This window comes from Eikenella sp. HMSC061C02, from assembly GCF_001809035.1.
Lineage (GTDB): Bacteria > Pseudomonadota > Gammaproteobacteria > Burkholderiales > Neisseriaceae > Eikenella > Eikenella corrodens.
Map to the genome: position 1 here is coordinate 24450 of NZ_KV795535.1, position 17586 is coordinate 42035.

13 protein-coding genes are annotated in these 17586 nt (G+C 55.1%); 8 read left to right on the forward strand and 5 right to left on the reverse strand.

Going from position 1 to position 17586, the window contains the following annotated elements; genetic code table 11:
- The first annotated feature begins 311 nt into the window (after positions 1–311).
- Both panC and HMPREF2541_RS02545 read left to right on the forward strand, forming a co-directional pair.
- Positions 312–1145 carry a pantoate--beta-alanine ligase gene (panC, locus tag HMPREF2541_RS02540; protein ID WP_049258429.1) on the forward strand — a complete coding sequence of 278 codons (834 nt, stop codon included), beginning with the start codon at positions 312–314 and terminating at the stop codon, positions 1143–1145.
- A gap of 265 nt (positions 1146–1410) precedes the next feature.
- Positions 1411–4488: a DNA translocase FtsK gene (locus HMPREF2541_RS02545; RefSeq protein ID WP_083296756.1), complete on the forward strand. Its 3078-nt coding sequence runs from the start codon at positions 1411–1413 to the stop codon at positions 4486–4488.
- Between the two features lie 325 nt (positions 4489–4813).
- Here the strand turns inward: HMPREF2541_RS02545 and HMPREF2541_RS02550 are convergent, their stop codons facing one another.
- The 4 genes from HMPREF2541_RS02550 to HMPREF2541_RS02565 form a co-directional block, all read right to left on the reverse strand.
- A complete protein-coding gene (locus HMPREF2541_RS02550; protein ID WP_070541585.1) occupies positions 4814–5329 on the reverse strand; it encodes a single-stranded DNA-binding protein in 516 nt (171 codons plus the stop codon).
- The gene (locus HMPREF2541_RS02555; protein WP_070541588.1) at positions 5316–6704 is read right to left on the reverse strand and encodes an MFS transporter; all 1389 of its coding nucleotides are present in this window, start codon (positions 6702–6704) and stop codon (positions 5316–5318) included. Before HMPREF2541_RS02555 ends, HMPREF2541_RS02550 begins: the two co-directional genes overlap by 14 nt.
- Positions 6705–6858: 154 nt before the next feature.
- Positions 6859–7584 carry a DUF4304 domain-containing protein gene (locus HMPREF2541_RS02560; protein ID WP_070541591.1) on the reverse strand — a complete coding sequence of 242 codons (726 nt, stop codon included), beginning with the start codon at positions 7582–7584 and terminating at the stop codon, positions 6859–6861.
- 124 nt (positions 7585–7708) lie between these two features.
- On the reverse strand, positions 7709–8338 hold the full coding sequence (locus HMPREF2541_RS02565; RefSeq protein WP_023886426.1) for a lytic transglycosylase domain-containing protein: 630 nt from the start codon (positions 8336–8338) through the stop codon (positions 7709–7711).
- A 395-nt stretch (positions 8339–8733) separates the two neighbouring features.
- Here HMPREF2541_RS02565 and HMPREF2541_RS02570 point away from each other — a divergent pair, with 395 nt between their 5' ends.
- A complete protein-coding gene (locus HMPREF2541_RS02570; protein ID WP_003821679.1) occupies positions 8734–9564 on the forward strand; it encodes a basic amino acid ABC transporter substrate-binding protein in 831 nt (276 codons plus the stop codon).
- 270 nt (positions 9565–9834) lie between these two features.
- Here HMPREF2541_RS02570 and msrAB read toward each other — a convergent pair whose 3' ends face one another.
- Positions 9835–11433: a bifunctional peptide-methionine (S)-S-oxide reductase MsrA/peptide-methionine (R)-S-oxide reductase MsrB gene (msrAB, locus tag HMPREF2541_RS02575; RefSeq protein WP_070541629.1), complete on the reverse strand. Its 1599-nt coding sequence runs from the start codon at positions 11431–11433 to the stop codon at positions 9835–9837.
- 308 nt (positions 11434–11741) lie between these two features.
- On the opposite strand from msrAB, the gene HMPREF2541_RS02580 reads away from it, so the two are divergent.
- The 5 genes from HMPREF2541_RS02580 to HMPREF2541_RS02600 all read left to right on the forward strand — a co-directional run bounded on the left by HMPREF2541_RS02580 (position 11742) and on the right by HMPREF2541_RS02600 (position 17447).
- Entirely contained in the window at positions 11742–12017 is a 276-nt protein-coding gene (locus HMPREF2541_RS02580; RefSeq protein ID WP_161802038.1) for an HP0495 family protein, read from the forward strand.
- Complete coding sequence (lipB, locus tag HMPREF2541_RS02585) at positions 12017–12640, forward strand: lipoyl(octanoyl) transferase LipB (protein WP_003821683.1); 624 nt, start codon at positions 12017–12019, stop codon at positions 12638–12640. Before HMPREF2541_RS02580 ends, lipB begins: the two co-directional genes overlap by 1 nt.
- 61 nt (positions 12641–12701) lie before the next feature.
- On the forward strand, positions 12702–13691 hold the full coding sequence (gene lipA / locus HMPREF2541_RS02590; protein ID WP_035579678.1) for a lipoyl synthase: 990 nt from the start codon (positions 12702–12704) through the stop codon (positions 13689–13691).
- Positions 13692–13985: 294 nt separating this feature from the next.
- Entirely contained in the window at positions 13986–14660 is a 675-nt protein-coding gene (locus HMPREF2541_RS02595; protein ID WP_246824967.1) for an LOG family protein, read from the forward strand.
- A 657-nt stretch (positions 14661–15317) separates the two neighbouring features.
- Positions 15318–17447, forward strand: coding sequence for a lysine decarboxylase LdcC (locus tag HMPREF2541_RS02600; protein WP_003821689.1), 2130 nt, complete (start codon positions 15318–15320; stop codon positions 17445–17447).
- The last annotated feature ends 139 nt before the right edge of the window (positions 17448–17586 follow it).

Sequence of the window (17586 nt, forward strand, 5' to 3'; positions counted from 1 at the left end):
GCGGAAGTAGGTTTGTTTATACCCGGAAAGGCTACCTGAAAACCCATTTTAGAATTTTCAGGTAGCCTGCTTCATATCCGGCATATTTTTCAGGTAGCCTTCTCATGCTCAGGCTACCTGAAATTTTGAAGTGCACCTGAAATTTTGAAGCGCATAAGCCGCATTACATAAATACAAACAAGCCATCCACGCTCCATGCTGTGACCCAACAATGAAGGCTACCTGAAACCCCACCATCTGTTTTTTCAGGTAGCCTCTCCCAGCATGGCGGAGTATACTGCGCCGCATTTTATTGATAGGGCAAACCCGCCATGAAAATTATCCATACCATTCAAGAACTGCGCGACTGGCGCCGCGAAGCCGGCAGCGTGGCATTCGTGCCCACCATGGGCAACCTGCACGAAGGGCATCTGGCCTTGGTGCGCGAAGCGGCCAAACGGGCAGACAAGGTGGTGGTAAGCATTTTTGTCAACCGCCTACAATTTGGCCAAGGCGAGGATTTCGACCGCTATCCGCGCACGCTGGAGCAGGATGCTGCCAAACTGGCCGGTGAAGGCGTGGCCGTACTCTTCGCACCGAACGAGCAGGAGCTGTATCCACATGTGGCCCAGCAATACAACGTCGAGCCGCCCAATCTGCAAAACGAGCTGTGCGGCACGTTCCGCCCGGGGCATTTCCGCGGCGTGGCTACCGTGGTGGCCAAACTGTTCAACATTGTTGAGCCCGATTACGCCTGCTTCGGCAAAAAAGACTACCAACAGCTGGCCATCCTGCAAGGCATGGCTGCCGATTTGAATTTCCGGGTGGAAATCGTGCCGGTAGACATCGGCCGCGCCGCCGACGGCCTGGCACTCTCCAGCCGCAACCAATACCTGAGCGAAGCCGAGCGCAAACAAGCCCCACAGCTCTACCGCGAATTGCAGGCCATTGCCCGCGCAGTGGAAAACGGCAACCGCGACTATGCCGCGCTGGAGCAACAGGCTGCAGCAAACCTGAAACAGGCCGGCTGGCAGGTGGACTATGTGGAAATCCGCCACGCGGGCAATCTTCAGATAGCCCATGTCGGCGACAACGAACTGGTGGTGCTAGCCGCCGCCCGTTTGGGCAATACGCGCCTCATCGACAATGTCGAAATCCACCTTTGATATTCCAAAGAAGTAAACCGTTTGGCTATCCCCCTCCGCCCGCAATATGCGGGCGGAGATCTTTGTAAAGCCTTAGATTTGAGCAACAATCAAAGCGCCAGCATCACAGAACGCGCAAACATATCATACAGATAGGCAGACCATCGGGAAGCACATCACGCAGAAATGCGCCAAAGTCGAGTTTTTACCCAGGCCACAAGGTTTAATTTCGACGGGAAACACGTTAAAATACCAGCCTTTGCGCCAAATTCGGGAGCCGCTGTTTATGTTTTTAGTTTTTCTGCTGATTCTGTTGTTGGCCGGCATCGCCGTGCTCTTGTGGTGGCGTGCGCGCGAAGAGCGCGAATGGCTGCTGGAGTTTACCTATCTCAACCGGCACCAAAACAATAAGCAATCCACTGATATCGAAGCGGAAAACACCCTGCAGCAACAGCCTGCCCGCCCCAACGTGCTGCCGCAGCGCGCGCAAACCCAAGTGAAGCTGCACTATCAAAAAGTGCAAGACGAATTACAGCGCAAAATCGAACTGCTTGCCGGCGGTGTGAAGAAAAAAACGCGTCGCCGCAACGTGAGCGAAAATCAAGAAGAACTGCCGATTTTCAGCCCCACCGAAGAAGAAACAGCCGCAGAAGAAGTAAGTACCCTGCTGCCGGAAACTACTGCCGAACAGGCGGAACATATTGAAGATGCTAATGCCGCCGAAACCGAAGCCAACACTACCGATGAGCCGGAAATCCACGATTTATCCGCTCCCGATGCCGATTTGCCGGTAATCACCGAAGCCGAAGCCACCCGCCACAGGCTACCTGAAAACATCGAAAACGAAGAAAACCAGCCTGAGCCGAGCATCATTTCCCTTTCCGAAGCCACCCGTATGCTGCATAAAAACGAAGCAGCCGAAGCCAAGCCACTGGAACCTGTGGTGCTGAACTGGCCGATTAAAGCCCCCTCCCCCGCCGCCGAACCGCGCGAAGAAATCACATCAGCCGATCCAGCCGTGCAGTATGTGCGCGAAAAAATTCAAGCCCACCTGCCGCCTGCAGCCGAGCCTGTGCCTGAAGAGCCTGCCGAAGAGCGGCACACCATCAGCCCCGACGACATCCGCAACAACCTCCTGCGCCAGCGCCTGCGTGCACGCCGGCAACCCCAGCCCGCGCCCCAACCAACCATTGCCCCACAGCAGCCCGATTTGCCGGTAATCAATGAAGACGAAATCTTGGCTAATCTGGCCAAAACCGATGCCCCGGCCAATCGCCAGCGCAGCCGCTTCAAACGCCAAACCGTGCGTGAGAGCGTGATTCCAGCCGCTGCGCGCGTGAACCACAGCCAGGGCGCACAAGTGCCGACGGCTATGCCGCTCCAGCAAGCCCAACCGCTGCCGATTTCCACCCGCTTTACCCCCTTCAATCATGGCACTGCGCCCGAAAGCCCCGACGCCCAGCCCACTGAGGAGGAGTCGGCGCTGCCCGCCGAACAGCCACCGATTTTTTTCCCGCAAAGCACCGTTGAAGACAGCCCGCCTTGGAGCTTGGCTGAAACTGTGAGCGACGATACCGCTGAAACGTATTCAGACACCGCCGACCAAGCCGGTGCCCAATATCACTTCCGTCCCGACCTCTCGCTCACCGAGCAAGCACCGGCTACCGAACCCGCCATCGAATTCGACAACGGCAACGAATGGCAGCAAGCCTTGGAGCAAGGCGCAGCCGAAGCCCAGGCGCAAGCTGCGTGGACAAGCCCCGCGCCCACTGCCGCGCCCGGCATCCCTCCCCTGCCCGACCTGCCGCCGCAGCCCGCGCCAGTTTCGGCCGTTTCCGCCGTATCGTTTGCCGATTTCGGCCACTACCATGTGCCGATGAACGAGCTGCTCCTGCCGCCGCAATACGACAACGAAGCCACCCTCAGCGAAGAGCAGCTGCTGGACAACAGCATCAAAATCGAAGAAAAACTGGCCGAGTTCCGCGTGAAAGTAAACGTGGTGGATGCTTATGCCGGCCCGGTGATTACCCGCTACGAAATCGAGCCTGATGTCGGCGTGCGCGGCAACTCGGTGATTAACCTGGAAAAAGACCTTGCCCGATCGCTCGGCGTGGCTGCCATCCGCGTGGTAGAAACCATTCCGGGCAAAACCTGCATGGGCTTGGAGCTACCCAATCCCAAGCGGCAGATGATCCGCCTGAGCGAAGTGTTCAATTCGCCCGTGTTTGCCGAAAGCAAATCCAAGCTCACCCTCGCGCTGGGGCAGGACATCACCGGCCAGCCGGTGGTAACCGACCTGGCCAAAGCACCGCATCTTTTGGTGGCAGGCACCACCGGCTCGGGCAAATCCGTGGGCGTGAACGCCATGATTTTGTCGCTGCTGTTCAAAGCCACGCCCGACGAAGTGCGCATGATCATGATCGATCCGAAAATGCTCGAGCTCTCCGTGTACGAAGGCATCCCACACCTGCTCGCGCCGGTGGTAACCGATATGAAACTCGCCGCCAACGCGCTCACCTGGTGCGTGAACGAAATGGAAAAACGCTACCGCCTGATGAGCCATGTGGGCGTGCGCAACCTCGCCGGCTACAACCAAAAAATTAAAGATGCCGCTGCCCGCGGCGAACGGCTGGCCAACCCCTTCAGCCTCACCCCCGACAATCCCGAGCCGCTCATCACTCTGCCGCACATCGTGGTGATCGTGGACGAATTTGCCGATCTGATGATGACGTCCGGCAAAAAAATCGAAGAGCTGATTGCCCGCCTCGCCCAAAAAGCCCGCGCCGCAGGCATCCACCTCATTCTCGCCACCCAGCGCCCCAGCGTGGACGTGATTACCGGCCTGATTAAAGCCAACATCCCCACACGCATCGCCTTTCAGGTAGCCTCCAAAGTGGACAGCCGCACCATCATCGACCAAATGGGCGCGGAAAACCTGCTCGGCCAAGGCGATATGCTCTTCCTGCCGCCCGGCACCGGCTACCCGCAGCGCGTACACGGCGCCTTCGTGGCCGACAGCGAAGTGCAGCGCGTGGCCGAATACCTCAAAGGCTTCGGCGCACCCGACTATGTGGAAGACATCCTCACCTCCGGCGTGGGTAGCGACGATTTGTTCAGCAATGCCAACAGCGGCATCGGCGGCAGCAACAGCGGCCAAGACCCCCTGTTTGACGAAGCAGTCGCCATCGTTTTGCGCACGCAAAAAGCCACCATATCCTCCATCCAGCGCCACCTGCGCATCGGCTACAACAAAGCCGCCACCCTGGTGGATCAAATGGAAGCCGAAGGCATCGTTTCCCCCGCCGACAACAACGGCAAACGCACCATCCTCGCCCGGCCGGATCATTTGGACGATGGTGCATAGGAGCGGATAAGCTGGAAAAAGGCTACCTGAAATTTTCAGGTAGCTTTTTTATTGCAACGTGCTATCAAGCTCAGCCAATTTTGGCTTTACTAAGCAAATAACATATATATGCTCTGTCTGTTCCGGCCTACCCCCACACAGCAGGCTACCTGAACGCAGTAGATTGAACTCTTAAATTTGGCATAAAGGCTACCTGAAAATTTTCAGGTAGCCCATACAAATCAGTCGGCCTTGTTACTGTGCCCTAATTTTTCCTAGTAATTTACACACTTCTTCCAAAGCGTACCAACCCCATGATTTATCCATTTCTATCCCCTGGATGACACTAGAAGGGAATATCGTCATCGATATCGTCAATCGGTGCCGGGGCGGGGGCGGCAGCTTGGCGGCGGGGCGGAGCGGGTGGCTCGGCGGCGTAAGCCGGTTCATTATAGCTTTGGGCGGATTGCTGACGCGGGCTGCTGGGGGCGGCTGCGTATTGGTCGCTGCCTTCGTAGGGGCTGCTTCCGCTGTTACGACCATCAAGCATTTTCATTTCGTTGGCCACGATGTCGTAGGCGGTGCGCTCGATGCCGTCTTTGCCGGTGTATTTGCGGCTTTGGATGCGGCCTTCAATATATACCTTGCTGCCTTTTTTCAGATATTGGCCGGCAATTTCTGCCAAGCGGCCAAACATACTGATGTTGTGCCATTCGGTACGCTCCTGGCGCTGCCCGTTGCGGTCTTTCCAGTTTTCGCTGGTGGCAATAGAAAAATTGGCTACAGCATCGCCGCTGGGCAGGTAGCGCACTTCGGGATCGCGCCCCAAGTTGCCGATAAGTATCACTTTATTCAACATGATTTCCTCCTAAAATAATCTGTTTGGCTGCGGCTTCATCGAAACCCTGCTGCCGCGCCTTGATGTAAACGGTTGAACGGTCGGCGCTGAGGCTGGCTGCCTCCACGCCTTCAAACTGCTGCAACACGGCTAAGAGCCGCTCTTCGCAACCCTGCCATACGGGAGGTATGCTCAGTGCTAAATTGCGTACGGCAGCCGGTGCGGGCGCCGCTGCGGCCATCAGCAACCAGGCCAGCGTAAGCACCATAGAAAAGGCAAACACGCCGATCAAGCCGAAATGTTCAAACAAGCGCCCGCCGGCCGCGCCGCCCACAAACACGCCGATGGATTGCGCCGTGTTATACATGCCCATGGCGGTGCCTTTTAAATCCGTCGGCGCCACTTTCGACACGATAGACGGCAGGCTGGCTTCCAAAATATTGAAGCCGACAAAATACACCACCAACGATATGCCAATAGCCAAAAGCGAAGCCTGGCCGGCATAAATACCGCATAAAGCCGCCGCAATCAGCGCAATGCCGGCCACAAACACTTGCTTGAGTTTATTGCGCGTTTCGCCCACCACAATCGCCGGCACCATCAACAGCAATCCCAGCAATACCGCCGGCAGATAAAGCTGCCAATGCTGCTCTTTGGGCAGCCCCAGGCCGCGCATCACAATCGGCAGGCTGGCAAAAATCGCCATCATCACCGCCTGCAAGGCGAAGATACCAAAATTAAGCTGCATCAGGCGTTTGTTGCGCAGCACCTCGCTAATACGCGAAGTTTGCATTTCCGTATCTTCGTGGAACTTTCCTCGCTGCGGATTGGGCGTAATCCACGCCACCACACCTATAGCCAGCACACACAACGCACCGGTGAGCGCAAATAGACCGGAAACATTGATATAGCGGGTAAGCAGCGGCGAAACCACCATGCTGACAGCAAAAGTTAAGCCGATGGTAAGCCCCACCGAAGCCATGGCACGGGTGCGCACTTCTTCACGCGTTAAATCGGCCAAAAGCGCGGTAACTGCCGCACTCACTGCACCGGCACCCTGAATCGCCCGGCCGATGAGCAGCCAGGTAACGCTATCTGCCGCAGCGGCAATAAAACTGCCCAAAGCAAACACCACCAGGCCGAGGTAAATTACCTTTTTGCGCCCTAGCTTGTCGGAAAGCATACCGAGCGGCAACTGAAACAGCGCCTGCGTCAAGCCATACACCGCAATCGCTAAACCACCCGACCCAGGCGTGCTGCCCGGCAGCTCTTTGGCATACAGCGCCAACACGGGTAACACCAAAAACATGCCCAACATGCGCAGCGCATACACGCCGGAAAGCGATGCGCTGGCAAGCCATTCTGCGGGTAATAAGGCAGTACGGGGAGCTCGAGACATAGTGTTTAACCAAAAGAGTTGGGGAAAAACGCCGCAGATTATACCCGAAGCCTTGCTCCGTCGGTGGGCTTTTAACGCTGGCAAGGCCGGATTAGTTTTCAGGTAGCCTGCTTCGCGTTTGAGGCTACCTGAAAGGATATATGTGTAATAAAGCTCACGTCAGCACACCCCACCGGGCGGCATCCCGCTCTAACTCCGACAAATAATCCAGCCAAACTTGCGGATCGGGCTGCTCGCCGCCAAACACAATGCAGCCATCTTCGTCTTCGTAATATTCATCATCCCCGGGTTGGAAATGTTTGGCTGCTTGGCACTCTTCATGGTAGCGCTGCTGCGCCCATTCGCGCTCTGCCCGGTAAAACCGTTGCGCCTGTTCCGGTTCTCCCAACTTAGCAGCCAGCTGCATGGCGTGCCGGTTGCCGATAAGCGGATAAAGCTGCTGCGGCAGGTTGTGTGCAGCAAAGTGTAGCAGCACAAATGTTTCCACTATGGTTTGCACTTCTTGCAAAACGGCAGCGTTATTGGCTCCGTCTGCCACTTCAAACCAAATATCTTGCTGCCCCGGCTCGGGCAGTAGAAAACCGATTCGCTCCTGTACTAGACAATCGAGTATGTTCGGAAAATCGGGCAGGGGCTGCCCGGCTTCTTGGAAACGTGGATCATGTTGCAACGGAGGGCAGGCGAGGCCGATATTGAAAGTAAAGCTGATGCGGCTTTTGTGGCTCCACCGGCTTTTTTGCGTGTGAATAAGCTGACCAACGCCGTGTTTGATGTAGCGGTAGAAGTGGTTGCCTTTTTTCTTGAAACCAAGCGGTTTGAGTAGGATATGCAGATTCTTGATGGTTTGGCTGAAGGCTTGCGCGGCAGTGAAATATTTCATATTTTGCAGTTGATCTCAGATTATATTTTTTCAAGTAGCCTGCTTCGCGCTTGAGGCTACCTGAAAATAGAAAAGACACTTCGGCTATGCTGAAAATCGAAACATAGACTTTCAGGTAACCTAACTACGACCACTGCCAGCGATTCTGCCATGCCCCAATCACTGCATCGGGATAGCGCCGGCTGCCGAGACTGCCGTTGTAGCGCGCCAATGCGCGCTCCATATTGCCGTTTTCCAGATTGCTGTAGTGGCGCAGGATGGTGCAGCCGTAGCGCAGGTTGGTGCGGATGTCGAACAAGTTGTGCTCTGGTTTGCCGATGTAGCGCTGCCAAAACGGCATCACCTGCATCAGCCCGCGCGCACCCACGCTGCTGATGGCATATTGCCGAAACGCACTCTCCACCGTAATCAGCCCCAAAATCAGCTGCGTATCCAGCCCGGCACGGGTGGTTTCGTATTGAATATTGATAAGCAGGCGGCGGCGCTCCAGCGGGTCGGGCACAAAACGCGCCAGCCGCAGCGACATATCATTGAGCCAGCGCGGCGCGTTATACGGGTTTTCAAACACCAGGCGCGGCGGGTTCACATTATTCACCGAATGGCGCATCACCGAAGTGACATCGTCCGACAGCGTCTCCTCGCGCTGCGCCCCGGCACGGGCGGCTTGAGGCAGGCAGGCAACGGCGGAAACGGCAGCCAGCGAAGCTAGCAGGCGGCGGCGCTCGGGCTGTTCGGGGGCAGACGGATACGGCATGGTTTTAAAGTGCACCGATTAAGATGATAACAGCCGCTATTATAGTGGAGTTTCGCCCACACGGCGTAGCTTGAGTCTGTTTGCTGCACCGAAGCTGGCTATCATCGATACAGGTCGAACAATGAAATGGCATTTTAGGTTCGCAGCAGCCGATGCTTTCAGGTAGCCTTACCCGATATCGTTGAAGCGATTACTTCTTCCCACAATGCAGCCTACAGACAGCATGAATCAGGCAACAAAGTGCGCCCACTGCCTCAGTAGAAATAAGGTGCTTGGGCTATATTCTGCAATAAACCTTTAGAATTTCCGCATATGGTTGTATGATGTGTTCCCGAATGATGCGCACGGAGCGCAATCATTAATTAATATCCAAACCAATCCAGGAGAACCAAACAATGAACATGAAAAAATGGCTGGCCACCGCCCTGGCCTGCTCCGCCATCGCCCTCAGCGGCTGCGGCAATTCCGGCGGCACCCAGCAAGCTTCACAGCCTGCCGATGCCAACGCTTCTGGCGCTTCCGCCCCCAGCAGCGAAAAAGTATTGCGCGTGGCCACCAATGCCGAATTCGCCCCCTTCGAATCTAAAAACCCCGACGGCAGCCTGAGCGGCTTCGACATCGACCTCATCAACGCCTTAGCCAAAGAAGCCGGCTACCGCGTGGAATTTAAAGACCAATCTTGGGACAGCCTCTTCAATAGCCTGCGCAACGGCGATGCCGACGTAGTGGTGGCCGCCGTAACCATCACCCCCGAACGCCAACAAAGCATGCTCTTCACCGACCCCTACTTTGAAATCACCCAAGTAGTGGCCGTGCCCGAAGGCAAACAAGTGGCTTCTGTGGAAGATTTAAAAAACCTCAACCGCGTAGGCGTGGTAACCGGCAATACCGGCGATTTGGCTGCTTCCAAACTCTTGGGCGCCACCAATCCTAAAGTAACCCGCTTCGAAAGCCTGCCCCTCTTGCTGAAAGAATTGCAAAACGGCGGCGTGGACGCAGCCGTGAGCGACAGCTCCGTGGTGATGGAATTCATCAAACACAACGGCGACAAAGGCTTCACCATGATTAAAGTGCCCGATTTCGAAGCCGAACACTACGGTATCGCCCTGCGCCAAGACGACACTGAACTGCGCGACACCCTCAATAAAGCCCTGGCCGCCATCAAAGCCAGCGGTGAATACGACCGCATCCACCAGCAATACTTCGGTACCGCCGCTGCCAAATAAGCCGGCTCTGCCAATTTCGCGCCAAACTGCCTGCAAACAATATGCAGGCAGTTTTTTTATGCGGGAAAGGCTACCTGAAAGCTCGTTATTCCTTTTCAGGTAGCCTTTAGCCAATCAACTCAACTGCTGATACGGTGCTAGCTATCCTTGCCATACACCTGTACTGTCTGCAGCTCGCCAGCTTATCAATTCTAATTAGATTAGCTAGATCAGCCATCTCAAAACAAAGGCTACCTGAACATTTAGGTAGCCTTTTGCATTGATCCGTGCTTAATGCAAATCTTTCAGGTAGCCGCCGTAGCCTTGCTGCTGCATTTGGTTTTCTGGAATGAAGCGCAGGCTGGCGCCGTTGATGCAGTAGCGCAGGCCGCCGCGATCTTGGGGGCCGTCGGGGAAGACGTGGCCGAGGTGGGAATGGGCGGCGCTGCTACGCACTTCGGTGCGGTGCATATGGTAGCTGTAGTCGTCGTGTTCGGTCACGGCATCAGGGCTGATGGGGCGGGTAAAGCTGGGCCAGCCGCAATGGGAGTTGAATTTGTCGCGGCTGCTGAACAGGGGCTGCCCGCTGACGATATCGACATACAGGCCGGGCTCGAACAGGTTGTCGTATTGGTGGCTGAAGGCGCGTTCGGTGTCGCCATGTTGGGTAACGCGGTATTGCTCGTCGGTGAGGGTGCGGCGCAGGGTAGCGTCGTCGGGCTTGCGGTAGGTGGTGGGATTGAAGCCTTTGGCGGGAGCACTGCTGCCCTCGGCCGGTTCGAGCGGCTTATCGGCCAGGCCGATGTCGATGTGGCAATAGCCGTTGGGATTTTTGGCGAGGTAGTCTTGATGATAGGCCTCGGCAGGATAGAAGTGTTGCAGCGGCAGGGCTTCCACCACGATGGGGCGGCTATATTTGCGCTGTTCGGCCGCCAGGGCGGCGCGCACGGTTTGGGCTTCGGCCGGGTCGGTGTAGTAGATGCCGGTGCGGTATTGGCGGCCGCGGTCGTTGCCTTGCTGATTGAGCGAGGTGGGGTCGATTACGCGGAAGTAGTAGCGCAATAGGTCGGTCAGGCTGATGCGCTCGGAGTCGTAATCCACTTTCACGGTTTCGGCATGGCCGCTGCCGTGAATCACGTCTTCATAGCTGGGATGAGCGGTTTGGCCGTTGGCATAGCCGGATACGGCATCCACCACACCGGGCAGGCGCTGCATATAGGCTTCCACTCCCCAGAAACAGCCGCCGGCCAGATAGATGGTTTTGGTGTGCGCGGTGCGGCTGCTGCCGTCGGCGGCGGTGTAGTGTTGCTGCACGGGCACGGCGGCGAGATCGGCATTGGGGTTGTCGAGCAGGGCAAGGGCTTGTTCGTGCTGCAGGCTGCCCTTGTGCACGCGCAAGATTTCTCCGTCGGCAGAAAGCAACACCCAGCTGGGATACACGCCAATACCGGCGGCTTTGGCCAGGCTGCCGTCATCGAGGGCTACCTGAAAACCGGGATAATCGAGCTTGCCAAACCATTCTTTAAATTCGGCTTCCGGCTTTTCGCCGAGAAATCCGGGCGAGGCCACGGCAATCAGGTTGGCACGGGCGTTTCCGCCGGAAAATTCGGCAGACTGCTGCCACTCGGCAGTGGTTTGCAGCTCGCTTAGGCACAAGGGGCACCAGCTGGCCCAGAATTTAACCAGCGTGGGTCGGCCGGGCTTGAGCAGGGTTTGCACCGACCGGCCATCAGGGGTGTGCAGGGAAACGAGGCGTTGGGCAAAGGCGGGATTATTGGGCATGGTATGGGCTCCGGGTTTGGCTTGAGCGATGAACTTAGGGGCAAACAAGCCGAGAATAAGAACGGCGGGAATGACGGCGGCTAAGAGCAACAATATTTTACGCAGCATGATTCGGGCTTTCGGAAAAATGGAAGACATAGCTTAGACGGAGCAGGCAGCGGTTTTCTGACACACTATAGCGGTTTCTCTGTTGAAATAACACAAAGCGGCAAACCAAAGCCGTCTTATTCTTATTTTAAGCAGCTATAAAAATCAGGCAGTTAATCTTTTCAGGTCGCCTTTATCCGGCGCCAAAGGCTACCTGAAACCCTATTTCCGCCACACGGCGGCGTGTTGTTCAAGCCATCGGTTTTCCAGTAAAATGCCACCCTGATTATACCGCGCCGCCACCCCGAACGGCGGCCGCTTGAAAGACCATCATGAGCGAAACCAACCAAGAAACCCTGCTGGAATTCCCCTGCCGCTTCTCCATCAAAATCATGGGCGCCAAGCACCCCCAATTTGCCGCCAAAGTGCTCGAAACCGTGCAGCAGCACGCGCCGGATACCGCCGAGCACGATTTGCAGCACCGCGAAAGCAGCCAGGGCAACTACCAAGGCGTAACCGTTACCATCAACGCCGAAAACAAAGAGCAGCTCGATGATATCTACCGCGCGCTCACCTCGCACCCGATGGTGAAAGTGGTGCTGTGATGAAAGTCATCCAGCTTGGCCTAGCCGAATACAGCCCGATTTTCCACGCCATGGAAGCCTTCACCGACGCCCGAAACGATAGCACGGAAGACGAGCTTTGGGTGGTGGAACATCCGCCCGTGTTCACTCAAGGCATGGCCGGCAAAGCCGAGCACCTGTTGTCCCGCAGCAATATCCCCGTGGTGCAAATCGACCGCGGCGGCCAAATTACCTACCACGGCCCCGGTCAGCTGGTGGTATATACCCTAATCGACTTCAAACGCCGCAAAATCAGCGTGCGCGAATTGGTGAGCCGCTTGGAAAACAGCATCATCGCCACCTTGGCCGAATACGGCATCGCCGCCGCAGCCGACCCGAAGCGCCCCGGCGTGTATGTGGAAGGCAAAAAAATCGCCTCGCTCGGCCTCCGCATCAAACGCGGCGCGGTGTATCACGGCTTGGCATTAAACGTAAACATGGATTTGAGCCCCTTCCGCCAAATCAACCCCTGCGGCTACGCCGGGCTGGAAATGACCCAAATTGCCGACTTGGTGCAGCCCACCCCATCCGTAGCCGACGTGGCCACCAAGCTGACTGCCCATTTGCAGCAGCAGTTGGGGCTACCTGAAAAACAGGCCGATTAGATCACCCACAGGCTACCTGAAAAGTACACACCACATTAAAAACACAGCAAAGGTATAAACCATGACCACAGAAAACAAACAAGACAACAGCCGGGGCGTCAAACACAAAGGCGCGGCCAAAGTTGCCCGTATCCCGATTAAGGTTGTGCCGCTGGAGCAGAAGCTGAAAAAGCCCGAATGGATTCGCGCCCAGCTGCCCACCGGCAAAAAGTTTTTTGAAATTAAGAACATCCTGCGCGATCAGAAAATGCACACCGTGTGTGAAGAGGCCAGCTGCCCCAATATCGGCGAATGCTTCAGCCGCGGCACCGCCACCTTCATGATTATGGGCGACATCTGCACCCGCCGCTGCCCCTTCTGCGACGTCGGCCACGGCCGCCCCAACGCGCTCGATCCCGAAGAGCCGCAACATCTCGCCTCCAGCGTGGCCGCCATGAATTTGCGCTATGTTGTTATCACCTCGGTAGACCGCGACGATTTGCGCGACGGCGGCGCCCAGCACTTTGCCGATTGCATCACCGCCATCCGCGAGCGCAGCCCCAACACTAAAATCGAAATCCTCGTGCCCGATTTCCGCGGCCGTATGGACATCGCCCTCGAAATCCTGGCCAAAACCCCGCCCGATGTGATGAACCACAATCTGGAAACCCACCCGCGCCTCTACAAACAAGCCCGCCCCGGCGCCAACTACCAGCATTCGCTCGAACTGCTGCGCCGCTACAAAGAAATGATGCCGCATATCCCCACCAAATCTGGCATCATGGTTGGCTTGGGCGAAACCGACGACGAAGTGCGCGAAATCATGCGCGATATGCGTGCCAACAACATCGAAATGATTACCGTGGGCCAATACCTGCAGCCCAGCAACAGCCACCTGCCCGTATTGCGCTACGTTACCCCCGAAATGTTCAAACAGTTCGAGCACGAAGCCTATGCCATGGGCTTCACCAACGCCGCCATCGGCGCCATGGTGCGCTCCAGCTACCACGCCGATGCCCAGGCTGCCGAAGCCATGGCCTCAGCCGGCGGCGGCTGCCACCACGGGCATTAACGATACACGCCAAACAGGCTGCCGGAGCAATCGGCAGCCTGTTTTTTTGCACCATACAGGTTTCAGGCTACCTGAACGCATCAGTTCCACCTAAAGCCAAAGGCTACCTGAAAAGCTGTTGTGGCATTTTCAGGTAGCCTTTGGCCGCCCTACCCTCCGGCCTGTGCGCAAAAATTCCTATTTCGCTATAATCCACCTTTTCACTTTTACCGGCTAATTGCCGAAACCACTACCTTCCAAGAGGATGAGGCCTGCACCAAGCTGTCGAATATAGATGCAGTTTACGGCGTGCACATGCAACACAGAAATATGCCGTGGGCAGTATTTAGCCAAGGCCTCTGGCTACCTGAAAGAATAAATATGAACGCTATGAACAATATTGTCGTCTATTGCGGCTCCAACCTCGGCGAAGACCCGAGCTACAGCCAAGCTGCCCGCGAGCTGGGGCGTGCCATTGCCGAACGCGGCAGCCGGCTGGTGTACGGCGGTGGCGGCATCGGCCTGATGGGTGAAGTGGCTTCTGCCGCCCTGGCTGCCGGCGGCAAAGTAACCGGCATCATCCCCACCTTCCTGCGCCACGAAGAAATGGCGCACGGCCGCCTCACCGAGCTCATCATCACCGATAATATGGCCGATCGGCGTACCAAAATGATTGAACAGGCCGACGCCTTCATCGCCTTGCCCGGCGGGTTGGGTACCTACGAAGAGCTGTTTGAAGTGCTCTCGGCCGCCCAGCTCAAACTGCACAGCAAACCCATCGGCTTGCTCAACATCAACGGCTTTTTCAATCCTATCACCACCCTGTTGCAACACACCGCCAGCCAAGGTTTCATGCCAGCCGCCAATACCGGCTTAGTGTGTACAGACAGCAGCATCCCCGCCCTGCTGAACAAAATGGCCGCCTATCGTTTCCAAGACGCCCCTAAATGGAAACGTCCCGCCTGGCAAGAGCAGGCAGAGGCTACCTGAAAATACTGCTTCCTCCTTATTATTCGGCAACAAACTCGCTTCTCCAACGGTAGGTGCTTCCCCAAGCCTACCGTTTCTATTTTTATAAACTCACGCTAATCCCTTGCCGGCATAGCTCTTCCACTTCTTTTCCACACCCTATCCTACAGCTTTACTCTAAAAATTTCTGACTAAGGTCAACCCAAGGCGCCATATTTTATGATATGATGTATCAATAAATAGATAGGCATTCAAATAAACTGCCAACTCAGCCACATATCAAGATATTGTTCTTTAAAATCAACCAGCTTTAAATGCAGGCAAGGTATGCAAATAATTCTAATATTTGCCCACTTGAACGCAACAGCTAAAGAACTGTTACATTTTCTTATCAGTCCTTAACTGTAATCCGATATTCTACCCGCCGCCAGCCTCGGCTGCCACGATTCTCTATCTAATGCCAGGCCACACAGCCAAGAATATCATTAATACCCTATCAATCACTTGCCTGCATACCCCATATGCAGGTTTATTTTTGCCCTTGTATCCGCAAGCGGCAAAACACAGGTTGCCACTACTGTTGTTGCGCCAAAATGGCACAACAGCGGCGGTAGCAAAAAGCCAGCTTACCTGCTGGCAAAAGCAGTTGTTTTTTTATTTACTTAAAGGATTTAGATCATGAAGAACATCTTATTAGGCTGTGGTCATAAGGAACTTGGTGACTATCTGAAGAGCTTGATTGAAACTTTGGAAAAGGGTGGTCACACCATCCGAATAGCCCATGACCCGCAAGAAATCCTGACGTTCCTGAAACATGACGCCAGAATAGGCTCAGTGCTTTGTACACTGGATATTTTCAACCGAGAATTAGACGAACAAATTATTGCACTCAACGATGAGCTACCCGTATTCATTCTGAAGCCCACCGACTGCGACAAACCCGTGGACTTCGGCGCTGTAGGCGACCATGCCACCTTCATCGATTGCCATCTGTTCAGCAACGAAGACGTCGTTGATAAAATTGAAAAAGCAATCTGTCACTATATCGACAATATCACCCCGCCCTTCACTAAAGCCCTGTTTGACTACGTTGATAAAAACAAATACACATTCTGTACTCCGGGCCACATGAGCGGTACCGCTTTCTTGAAATCTCCCGTAGGTAGCCTGTTCTACGACTTCTACGGTGAAAACACATTCAAATCAGATATTTCAGTTTCTATGGGCGAATTGGGCTCTCTGCTCGACCACTCCGGCCCGCACAAAGAGGCCGAAGAATACATCGCCGAAACCTTCAATGCCGACCACAGCTACATCGTAACCAACGGTACTTCCACCGCCAACAAAATCGTGGGTATGTACTCCGTTCCGGCTGGCAGCACCGTACTGATCGACCGTAACTGCCACAAATCATTAACCCACCTGTTGATGATGAGCGACATTACTCCGGTGTATCTGAAACCGACCCGTAACGCCTACGGTATCTTGGGTGGTATTCCGCAAAAAGAATTCACCAAAGAAGTTATTACCGAAAAACTTACCAAAGTTCCGGGCGCCACTTGGCCGGTACATGCCGTGATTACCAACTCCACTTATGACGGCCTGTTCTACAACACCGACAAGATCAAAGACACCCTGGATGTGAAATCCATCCACTTCGACTCTGCTTGGGTTCCCTACACCAACTTCAGCCCGATCTACAACGGCAAAACCGGTATGGGCGGTAAGCAGGTTAAAGACAAGGTAATCTTTGAAACCCACTCTACCCACAAACTGCTGGCTGCATTCTCACAGGCTTCCATGATTCACGTTAAGGGTAACCTGAACACCGCCACCTTCGGCGAAGCCTACATGATGCACACCTCCACTTCTCCGTTCTACCCCATGGTAGCCTCTACTGAAGTGGCAGCAGCCATGATGCGCGGCAACTCCGGTAAACGCCTGATGCAGGATTCACTGGAACGCGCCGTTAAATTCCGTAAGGAAATCAAGAAACACAAAGCCCATGCCGACTCATGGTATTTCGATGTATGGCAACCTGAAAATGTTGACAACATCGAATGCTGGGAATTGCATCAAACCGACAAATGGCACGGCTTCAAAGACATCGACGCCCAGCACATGTACCTCGACCCGATTAAGGTAACTCTGCTTACCCCGGGCTTGGATAAAAACGGCGAGCTGGAAAAAACCGGTATCCCCGCCAACCTCGTTTCCAAATTCTTGGAAGACCGCGGCATCATCGTGGAGAAAACTGGTCCCTACAACATCCTCGTGCTCTTCAGCATCGGCGTGGACGACACCAAAGCCCTCAGCCTGCTGCACGCATTGAACGAGTTCAAGTCCCTGTACGATGCCAACGCCACCGTAGAAGAAGTATTGCCGCGCGTATTCAACGAATCTCCCTCTTTCTACCAAGACATGCGGATTCAAGAATTGGCACAAGGCATCCACAGCCTGATCTGCAAACACAACCTGCCTGAACTCATGTTCAGCGCATTCGAAGTGTTGCCGACTATGGTGATGAACCCGCACAAAGCCTTCCAGCTTGAGCTGAAAGGTCAGATTGAAGACTGCTACTTGGAAGACATGGTAGGCAAGATCAACGCCAACATGATTCTGCCCTATCCTCCCGGCGTACCGTTGGTAATGCCTGGTGAAATGATTACCGAAGAAAGCAAGCCCATCTTGGAATTCCTGATGATGCTGTGCGAAATCGGCGCCCACTTCCCCGGCTTCGAAACCGACATCCACGGTGCTTACCGTCAAGAAGACGGCCGCTACAAAGTTAAGATTGTTAAAGCTTAACCCACGCGGTACGGGGCTTCATGCCCTCGCAGCATAAACCAACCGGCCTGAATAATCAGGCCGGTTTTTTATATGCCGATATAGCTGGGCAAGCAAAGGCTATCTGAAATTTTAACTGCGCAGAAACCCTGCTGCGCCG